The 8,901-nt window shown below is 68.1% G+C and carries 9 protein-coding genes; 1 reads left to right on the forward strand and 8 read right to left on the reverse strand.

The genetic code is table 11. From position 1 onward, the window contains the following. From RIF93_RS15735 to rpsF, 4 genes are all read right to left on the reverse strand, one after another. A partial coding sequence (locus RIF93_RS15735) for a TonB-dependent receptor plug domain-containing protein (RefSeq protein ID WP_309092394.1) occupies positions 1-1,161 on the reverse strand: 1,161 nt, incomplete at its 3' end. A 169-nt stretch (positions 1,162-1,330) separates the two neighbouring features. Then, positions 1,331-1,915 (reverse strand): 50S ribosomal protein L9, encoded by a 585-nt coding sequence (gene rplI, locus RIF93_RS15740; protein ID WP_309092395.1) that lies wholly within the window; start codon positions 1,913-1,915, stop codon positions 1,331-1,333. A 14-nt stretch (positions 1,916-1,929) separates the two neighbouring features. After that, positions 1,930-2,211: a 30S ribosomal protein S18 gene (gene rpsR, locus RIF93_RS15745; protein WP_309092396.1), complete on the reverse strand. Its 282-nt coding sequence runs from the start codon at positions 2,209-2,211 to the stop codon at positions 1,930-1,932. Positions 2,212-2,226: 15 nt separating this feature from the next. Continuing rightward, positions 2,227-2,589 (reverse strand): 30S ribosomal protein S6, encoded by a 363-nt coding sequence (rpsF, locus tag RIF93_RS15750; RefSeq protein WP_309092397.1) that lies wholly within the window; start codon positions 2,587-2,589, stop codon positions 2,227-2,229. Positions 2,590-2,821: 232 nt separating this feature from the next. Here rpsF and RIF93_RS15755 point away from each other — a divergent pair, with 232 nt between their 5' ends. Continuing rightward, a complete protein-coding gene (locus RIF93_RS15755) occupies positions 2,822-3,316 on the forward strand; it encodes a DUF2059 domain-containing protein (RefSeq protein WP_309092398.1) in 495 nt (164 codons plus the stop codon). Positions 3,317-3,320: 4 nt separating this feature from the next. Here RIF93_RS15755 and RIF93_RS15760 read toward each other — a convergent pair whose 3' ends face one another. From RIF93_RS15760 to RIF93_RS15775, 4 genes are all read right to left on the reverse strand, one after another. Next, positions 3,321-3,875 (reverse strand): peroxiredoxin, encoded by a 555-nt coding sequence (locus RIF93_RS15760; RefSeq protein ID WP_309092399.1) that lies wholly within the window; start codon positions 3,873-3,875, stop codon positions 3,321-3,323. A 64-nt stretch (positions 3,876-3,939) separates the two neighbouring features. Then, positions 3,940-5,427, reverse strand: coding sequence for a calcium-binding protein (locus RIF93_RS15765; RefSeq protein WP_309092400.1), 1,488 nt, complete (start codon positions 5,425-5,427; stop codon positions 3,940-3,942). Positions 5,428-5,508: 81 nt separating this feature from the next. Continuing rightward, a complete protein-coding gene (locus tag RIF93_RS15770; protein WP_309092401.1) occupies positions 5,509-6,411 on the reverse strand; it encodes a DUF4402 domain-containing protein in 903 nt (300 codons plus the stop codon). Positions 6,412-6,549: 138 nt separating this feature from the next. After that, the coding region (locus RIF93_RS15775; RefSeq protein WP_309092402.1) for a hypothetical protein at positions 6,550-8,901 on the reverse strand (2,352 nt) is incomplete at its 5' end.

The raw sequence follows: 8,901 nt of genomic DNA on the forward strand, positions 1-8,901 counted from the left end.
GAGGTTCACCAGCCACTGATCGTACTCGAGCGAACCCGCGTAGAAGTCGCGCTGGGAGGCCGCGCCGTACGAGGCGTTGACCGAGTCCACGGTGTAGTAGTCGAGCGCGTTCTTGCCGTACGAGACGCCGAGGTCGGTGCGCCAGCCGGCCAGCTCGCCGCGGACGCCGCCCTGGACGTTCCAGTCGTCGATGTCGGTGTCGATCTTGGGCAGGAAGCCGCCGGGGGTCAGCGCCACGACGTTGTTGGCGTTGTTGTAGGCGCGCGCGGTGGCCGCGGCCGAGGTGTCGCGGTGCTGGTAGCCCGCGTAACCGTAGAGCTCCCAGGTCTCGTTCAGCGGCAGGCCGGCGTTGGCGTAGGCCGCCCAGCTGCGCACGTAGGGGTCGCCGAAGCGGCCGAGCACGATCGGCCGGCCGTAGGCGGGCAGGGCGGTGGGGTTGGCGAAGTCCGACCGGTTGGTCGGGTGGCGCAGGGACCACTCGCCCGACACCGTCAGGAAGCCCTGGTCGCCCAGCGGCAGGCCCTGCCAGATGGAGATCGACTCCTGCAGGCCGTCGTTCATGTCCCGCTCGCCGCGGGAGGTCTTCACCTTGGTTTCGTGGACGCCGTAGCTGACGGTCGCGCCGCCGCCTTCGCGGGCCTCGCGCAGGCGGATGTTCATGACGCCGGCGATGGCGTCGGCGCCGTACTGGGCCGAGGCGCCGTCGCGCAGGATCTCGACGCGCTCGACGGCGACGGTCGGGATCGAGTTGAGGTCGAAGGCGGTCGAGCCGCGGCCGATCGAGCCGTTGACGTTGACCAGGGCCGAGACGTGGCCGCGCATGCCGTTGATCAGCACCAGCGTCTGGTCGGGGGCGAGGCCGCGCAGGGTGGCCGGGCGGACGTGGTCGGTGCCGTCGGTGATCGCCGGGCGCGGGAAGTCGATGGCCGGCGTCAGGTTCGACAGCGCCTGGGCCAGTTCGGTGGCCGCGCCCTGGCGGGCCAGGGCCTCGTTGGAGATGACGTCGACGGGCGCCAGGGTGTCGAGGCGCGAGCGGCCCTCGGTGCGGGTGCCGGTGACGACCAGCTCCTCGACCTCGGCGTTGACCGGCTGGGCGGCGGCGGCGCCGGCCCACAGGCTCGCGGCGGACGCGGCCGCGAACAGGATGTGGCGGTAATTCATGAGCTTGCCCCTTCCAAGCGGCCTCCGTTGAGCCGGAGAACGGCGTTGGTCCGGTCAAGCTAGGAAGCGTCGCGGTCGCGGGGAATGACAATTCTGCAACAGCGGCCAAGCAAAACGGCGCGGGATCGCTCCCGCGCCGTCTGCATCGTCGGCAGGTGCGACGATAAGCCTAGGCTTCGACGTAGTCCGAAGCGATCTGGCCAGCGCCGCCTTCCAGCAGGTCGGCGGCGGCCTGGTCGGCCGCGAGGCGCTCTTCCTCGAACTGCGAGGAGATCACGTTCTCGCCGCGGGCCTGACGGTCGGCTTCGTCCTGGCTGCGGGCGATGTTGAGGGTGACGGTGACCACCACTTCCGAGTGGAGGCGGATCTTCACCTCGTGCATGCCGAGCGTCTTGATCGGCTTGTCCAGCACGACCATCGAGCGTTCGATCTTGCCGCCTTCGGCGTTGACCGCGTCGGCCACGTCGCGGCCGGCGACCGAGCCGTACAGCTGGCCGGATTCGCCCGCCTGACGGATCAGGACGTACTGCGTGCCGTCGAGCTTCTCACCCGACTTGGCGGCGCTTTCCTTGGCCTTGGCGTTGCGGGCCTCGATCTCGGCGCGCTGGGCTTCGAAGACCTTGAGGTTGGCCGCGTTGGCGCGGAGCGCCTTCTGGCGGGGCAGGAGGAAGTTGCGGGCGTAGCCGTCCTTGACGGTGACCACGTCGCCGAGGCCGCCCCAGCCTTCCAGCCGTTCGAGCAGAATGACTTTCATCGGATCCTTCCCCCTTACTTCACGACGTAGGGGAGCAGCGCCAGGAAGCGGGCGCGCTTGATGGCCTTGGCCAGCTCGCGCTGCTTCTTGGCGGAGACCGCGGTGATGCGCGACGGCACGATCTTGCCGCGCTCGGAGACGTAGCGCTGCAGGAGCTTGACGTCCTTGTAGTCGATCTTCGGGGCGTTGGCGCCGGAGAACGGGCACACCTTGCGGCGGCGGAAGAACGGACGGCGGGCGCCGCCGGCGGGAGCGCCGGCCGCAGCGGCCGGGGCCGTGGAGGTGTCTTCAGACATGGAGCCCTCCCTTTCTTAGAATTGCGGAGCGTCGTCGCGGCGTTCGCGGTCGCGATCGCGGCGGGCGAGGATGGGCGACAGCTCGAGGTCGAGCTCTTCGACGCGGACGGTCATGTAGCGCAGCACGTCTTCGTTGATCGACAGCTGGCGCTCCATCTCCTTCACGGCCTCGGCGGGCGCGTCGATGGCGAGCAGCGAGTAGTGACCCTTGCGGTTCTTCTTGATCCGGTAGGTCAGGTTGCGCAGACCCCAGTACTCGATCTTCGCGACGTTGCCGCCGCCTTGTTCGATGAGGGCCTTGAGCTGGTCGTTGAGGGCTTCGGCCTGTTGCGGCGAGATATCCTGCCGCGAAATGACCACGTGTTCGTAGAGGGCCATAGGTTCCTTCTTCCGGCTTGGAAGGCGGCGCGTCCGGCGGCGGAAGGTCCGCCGGATACGATGGCTCTCAGCGCGGCGGCCGGGGGTTTCCCGACCCATTCGCGTTCCGCGTGAGACCGCCTTCCGTGAAGAGGCGGCCAAATAGGGGAAAAGCCCAGTCGGGGCAAGGGATTTCGGCTTGCACGCTTAAGCTGTGCGCGCAACCGTGGCGCTGTCTTCGAAAGGATTCTCCGTGACCGCCCGACTGTTCGCCGCCGGCCTCGCCGCCCTCGTGCTCGCCGCGGCCCCCGCGCAGGCTGCGCCGTCCGCGCGGCAGATGGACCTGGCCAAGCGCTACATCGCCGCGGCCAACCTCGAGAACATGGTCGGTGCGCTGACCGCCCAGCTTACAGTCGGGATGGTCGACGCCCTTTCGGAGCAGGCGAAGGAGCCGATCACGGCAGAGCTGCGGATTGCGGTGGGCGATGCGGCGGAGGAGACGGCGCGCGCGATGACGCCCAAGTTCGTCGAGCGCATGCTGCCCGTAATCGCCGACGCCTTTACCGAGGCTGAGCTGGCCGCCGCCGTCGCCTACATGGAGTCGCCCGACGGCCGCTCGTTCATGCAGAAGTCGCCCGCCCTGATGGGCAAGGTGGACGCGGCAGTGCGCCCGCTGCAGGAGGACTTCGCCGCGGAAATGGAAGTGCGGCTGTGCCAGAAGATCGGTTGCGAGCCGAAGCGCCGCTAGCCGCCTACTTCCCGCCCTTCAGCCCCTTCACCGCGCCGAGCGTCTGGGAGACGTGCTCGTTGGGGTCCAGCTTGGAGTAGGCGTGCACGACCTTGCCATTGGGGGCGATCACGTAGGACGTGCGGTCGGACCAGTCCGGCTTCATCGGCAGGATGGCGTCGTACTGCCTGGCCACCTTGGCCCCCGGATCGGCGGCCACCGGGAACTTGCCCGAGCACTTGTCCGTGTCGGAGGAGATCTGCTTCAGCTTGTCGAGGTTGCCGGCCGTGACGCCGATCACCGTCGCCCCGGCGGCTTTGAACTGCGGGATGGCGTCGGCGAACATCTTCGCCTCGATGTTGCAGCCCTTGGTGTCGGCGGCGGGAAAGAAATAGAGCACCACGGGGCCCTTCTTGCGCGCCTGGGCGAGCGAGAAGGTGAGGGGCTTGCCCGCCTGGTAGCCCTGGAGCGTGAAGTCGGGGGCCGCGTCGCCCGTCTTCAATGCGGCGGCGGCATGCGCGGCGGCGAGGCCGCCAAGGATAGCGGCGGCAAGGCCAGTGGCGAGCGGGCGGCGGTGCATGGCGTTCTCCCGAAGCGGCCCCGCCGCAGACGGCGGCGAGGCCTTCGGAAAACAGCGTAGCGCGTCAGCCGAAGATGTCACCCGGCATGCTGAAGTCGAAATTCGCCGCCTTGAGCGAGCTGAGGCTGACGCCTTTGAGGAAGATCGTGTTGTCCAGGCCCTCGGAGCCCACGTAGTGGATGACGACCCCGCCGGAGACGCTCTCCAGGTGACCGTTCGCCTTGAGGTCGGCGAAGGAGTTGACCCCGAACATAGAGATGTCGAAGTACATCGTGTCGGTCTTGACGTCGAAATCCATCACGATGTCGTTGCCGCCGTCGAAGCGGAAGACGAACTCGTCCGGCGAATTGCCGCCCCATAGGACGTCGTTCCCCTGGCCGCCGTCGAGGCGGTCGGGGCTGTTCTCGCCGTAGAGGGTGTCGTTGCCGGTCCCGCCCCAGAGCGTGTCCTTGCCGTTGCCGCCCTCCAGGCGGTCGTGGCCGGCCTCGCCGTAGAGCTTGTCCTCGCCGTTGTCGCCGTGGAGGAGGTCGTTGCCGCCGCGGCCTTCCAGCGTATCGTTCTGGTTGTCGCCGCAGAGGGTGTCGTTGCCGGCGAAGCCCACGACGTGGTCGGGCTTGTTGGTGCCGAGGCCGCAGAGGTTCACCCCCGCAGGAACCGCAGACTCCTGGACGACGGTGAGGGTCTTCTGGACCGAGTTCCCCTCGAAATCGGTGACGTGGTAGGTCACCTGGACCGTCCGCGAGGTGGCGAGCTCGGCGTCGCCTTCCTGGACGCCGATGCGCAGGACGCCGGCGCCGCTGATGGCGATGCCCAGGTCGACGGCCTGGTCGGTCACGTCTTGGCCGTCGACCAGGACCTTGTCGACGACAAAGTAGACGCGTTCGGCGTCAGGGTCGCTGGCCGCAATCTGCTTGGTGAAGAGCTGCCCTAGAACGCCTTTTCCGGTCAGCGTCCCGTCGGCGAACCCGTTCGTCACCGGCGCGCTGTTGGTGATCACGACGAGGTCGTCGTACGCGGCGAACTTCGGGGCGCCGCCACCGGCGGTGTCGTCGATGACCACCCAGCTGAGGCTGTACAGCAATTGATTGAAGCCGCGACCGGTGTAGTCGGTCAGCGGAACGCCGTCGGCGTCGGTGACCACGAGGTTCGCCAGGTTGAGCGTCTGGAAGCCTGCGCCGACATCGGTCGTGAAGAAGCCGTAGAGCGTCTTGCCGGGATCGGCCTTGGCCACGGCGGAGAACTTGAAGGTCACCTGTGCGCCGGTCGGCTCGAAGTTCTGCCAGGTGAAGCCGTTCAGATCGATCGACGCGACGCGAAACGATTGGGGCTCGCCACTGAGATATGAAGGCTCCCGCGTCAGAATCGACAAGTCGCGCGTGCCGTTGACGAAGATGTATTCGCTGTCGCCAAGGTCGAACATCGTCTGGCCGAGCGTCAGGACGTCTGCCGTCGAGGCCAGAAAGAAGTTCTCGACCGGCCGGTAAGGAGAACCATCGACAGGATCGAGCTGTTCGAGCGTCGTGCTGTTGAAGTCGATCGTATAGGTCGGCATTACGCCCTCCGCCCCAGAATGGCACAGCTGCGGCGCTCTATCACGGCCGCCCCGGCCATTCACGCAAAACTCGCGCCTGCGTCAGTTGTACGACACCGACACGTTGAAGACCCCCGAGTACGTACCCGTCGGGGTTGTGCTGGTGGCCGTGAAGCTGCCGCCCACGTAAAAGGTATAGCTGCCGGTCCCGTCGCCCTGGTCCTCGAGCTCGTTCTGAGGCGGGGGGCGGAACGCGGTCAGGTTGACGGTCAAGGCGGGCCCAGGGCCCGTCATCGAGACGCTGGGCGGTACCGTGATCGAGACGATCTGCGCGGCTTCGCCGGTAATGGTGTAGGCGGCGCGGGAGGGCGCTGGAGTCTCAATGCCCACGCCGCTTCCGCTCAGCGTCCGGGCGCCGTTGAACGAATTCAGCACAACCAAGCTGCTGCCGGTGCTGGGCCGGACGATCTTGCCGAAGGACAGGTCCGAGGTCTTCACCATACGCAGCGACCGGCGCACGGTCGCTCTGCCCTGGCCGCTGCGGCTGATGTCATTGCCGTTCACGGCGTTGAGGCTGATCGTATAGGAGGAGGTGGCCAAACCTGTGGCTCCGCCCTCGTTGTCACCTTTGATGGGGAAATCCATCCCGACATACAGAGTGCCGCTTTTGTCCTTCGGCATCTTGAGCTGGAAGGTTCTCGTAGCTCCCGTCCCGCTCTGGCTGTTGAGCGTGATGTTGCCGGCCACGCTGATATTGAAGTTGCGCATGTTCTTGGCGCGGTTCGTCGAGCCTGTGGCCGTCACCGTGCCGTCGATGATGACGTCCTGACAGTGCGCGTGATTGGCCGTCGAGATCGTCATCGAGACGATCGAGTCGCCGCTGGACGTGCGCCCTCCATTCCCCGACGGAATCGTGATCGCGCCGGTCTGAGGAGCGACCCGGAACACCGTCTCCCCGACCGTGGCGGACACCACGTTGCCGAGGTTCGGCAGGGTGCTGGTCAAGGCGCCATAGGTGAGAGCGCAGGCCGCGTTCGCGGCTCCTGCGACGCCGGACGCAAGCAGCAGAGTCGTGGCCGCAAGTAAAAGTTGCGGGCATTTCCCGTTACGGGAGTGTTGCATAACTCAGGTTTCCCAGCGTCCTCAGTTGATAACCTGATTGGCCTGGGTCGCCAAACCGTTAGTCTGTGCGACTTCTTCTTGAGGTCGGGCTTCGAAGACGGCTTCCGCGAGCACGTCGGCGCCGAAGCCGCCGTCGTTCTTTACCTCGGCCGCGACGGGCGCCGCCAGGCGCATGCGCAGCCGCTTGGCCTGGTCGGGCTCAAGCTCGACGCGGTACTTGCCGACCGGCACCCCGGAGAACAGGGCCGTGCCGTCGAATTCCGTGCCGGCCTCGAACTTGCGGCCGCGCGAGTCGACCAGCAGCAGGCGGGCCGCGGCCAAGCCGACGGAGCTGCCGTCCGGGCGGCGGAGCATCAGCTTCACCAGCACGTCGCCGGTCGGCTGCATGGGGTAGTCTACGCGAAGCGTGGCGCCGGGCCTGGGCCGCAGGTCGAGCACGGTCGGCGGCGTCTTGACCGAGAGGGCATCCAGCTGGTCGAGGCCCACGACCAGCCGTGAGGTGGGCCCCGCCCCGACGCCGGAGACGAAGGCGCTGCCGTCCTCCCCGGTGACGACCCGCTGGGCGCCGCCCTCGAGCACCACGTCCTTGACCGGCGCCTCGCCCTCGTCGCGCACGCCGTTGCCGTTGTCGTCCATGAAGGCCTGGAAGAAGACGCTGCCGCCGCTGCCGGGCCCGGGCCGCGTCATCTGATAGCCCCGCGCCGGGTTGAAGCTGAGGCCGAAGCTGAGCTGGGCGCCGAGGCGGAAGCTCTGGTCGTCGTTGTTGTATTCGCCGCTGAGGGCGAGGTCGCCCACCTGCAGGCGGTGGATGCTGGCCACTGTGAAGTTCGTGGCGTCCAGATCGTCCAGGGGCTGGCCCACGCCCAGCCGCAGGCCCCACGTGGGCGTGATCTCGCGGTCGGCCGAGATGGCGATCGTGCGAGCCGCCCACTCGGGCAGGATGTCGTAGTCCAGCGTGGCGCGGAGCTGCCAAGCGTAGTCGCGGAAGGTCGAGGCGCCGAGATAGCCGGTGAGGCGCTCGGTGCGTGAACTCGCCGTCTCCTTGCGATCGTATTCGAACCCGGTGGAGACCAGGAAGCTGCCCAGCGTGCTGGAGGCGCGCAGCGAGCCCAGGTAGTTCACGGTCCCGTCGTCGTACTGGTAGCGCGCCGCGCGCGCCGAGACGGGGATCAGACGGCCGGCGACCTCGAGGCTCGCGTCCGCCGAGGCTTCGGTGCGCCGCCGGGTGGGCTCGGTGATGTCGAAACCCGGGCCGTTTTCGTCGAGGAAGCCGCCGCGGAACTCCGCGTGGCGCAGCACCACCGAGGCGCCGCCGACCTGGCCCGCGACGCCGACGAAGCCGGCGTAGGCCCCGTCGTCGTCCATGGCCGCGTCCAGCTGGGTGGAGAAGCCGAACACCGAGGTCCGAATCCCGGCGTTGAAGATGGTTCGGTAGTCGTCGTCGGTCACCGGCAGTATGGCGGCGCCGCCCGAGACCGTGAGGAACGAGGCCAGGCCGTAGTTCACAGCCGCCACGCCGCGGTAGCCGCGGATCGCGCCTCCGGCGGAGGCGTCGTCAACCTCGTCGTCGTCGTCATCGACCGGACGCGCGCGGTCGCGGAAGGAGAAGACGTCGCGGTTCTGCTCGACCAGGCCGAATTCGAAGGTGGCCTCGCCGCGACGGACCAGGCCGCCGCCGACGTTCAGCACCCGGGTCTCCTCGGTGCGCTCGCCGCGCGGCCCGTAGGTGACGATGCGCACCACGTTCACGCCGGGCGACAGCGGGACGTTGAGGAACTCGTAGCGGCCTTCCGCCGGGGTGTTCTGACCGCTGCGCAGCACGTCGTTGATGTAGAGTTCGACGTCGTAGCCGATCGGCAGCTCGCCGCGCAGGTCGACGCGGTTGAAGATGTTGGTCTGGTCCAGCGGCACGGTGGAGATCGCCACGCCGCGGCCGCCGATGCCGCGCGGTCCCAGAGGCAGCGCCGGCGTGAAGGTGTCGCCGATGCTGACCACCCGCGCCTTAAGCGGACCCAGGAGGCGGCCTTCGAGCGAGCGGCGCTCGAACAGCACGCGGGCCGAGGAGGGCGCGCCGGTCTCGTCCGACCCGACGTAGCCCTGGAGGTTGCCGTAGGCGAGGTCGGCGGCGCCGCGGATGTCGTAGCGCAGCGGCACGTGCGGGCTTTCGCTGCGGTAGCCGCTGGCCAGCTGGACGTCGAGGCCGGGCAGTCCCAGGAGGCTGTACGGCCGCTGGACCAGCAGGGTCTGGTCCGGGCCGGAGCCGGGGTTGGCGCCGAGGTCGCGCAGGCGGGCGATCCGCTCCTGGCGCGCCTGGATCGGCAGCTGTTCGGTCGGCGTGATCTTGATCGCGAGGTTATGGGCGTTGACCTCGAG

The organism is Phenylobacterium sp., from assembly GCF_031181185.1.
GTDB lineage: Bacteria > Pseudomonadota > Alphaproteobacteria > Caulobacterales > Caulobacteraceae > Phenylobacterium.

Coding starts and splice junctions, on each gene's coding strand:
- rplI (WP_309092395.1), bottom strand. CDS start 1,915: ATGAAAGTCATTCTGCTCGAACGGCTGGAAGGCTGGGGCGGCCTCGGC.
- rpsR (WP_309092396.1), bottom strand. CDS start 2,211: ATGTCTGAAGACACCTCCACGGCCCCGGCCGCTGCGGCCGGCGCTCCC.
- RIF93_RS15765 (WP_309092400.1), bottom strand. CDS start 5,427: ATGCCGACCTATACGATCGACTTCAACAGCACGACGCTCGAACAGCTC.
- RIF93_RS15760 (WP_309092399.1), bottom strand. CDS start 3,875: ATGCACCGCCGCCCGCTCGCCACTGGCCTTGCCGCCGCTATCCTTGGC.
- rpsF (WP_309092397.1), bottom strand. CDS start 2,589: ATGGCCCTCTACGAACACGTGGTCATTTCGCGGCAGGATATCTCGCCG.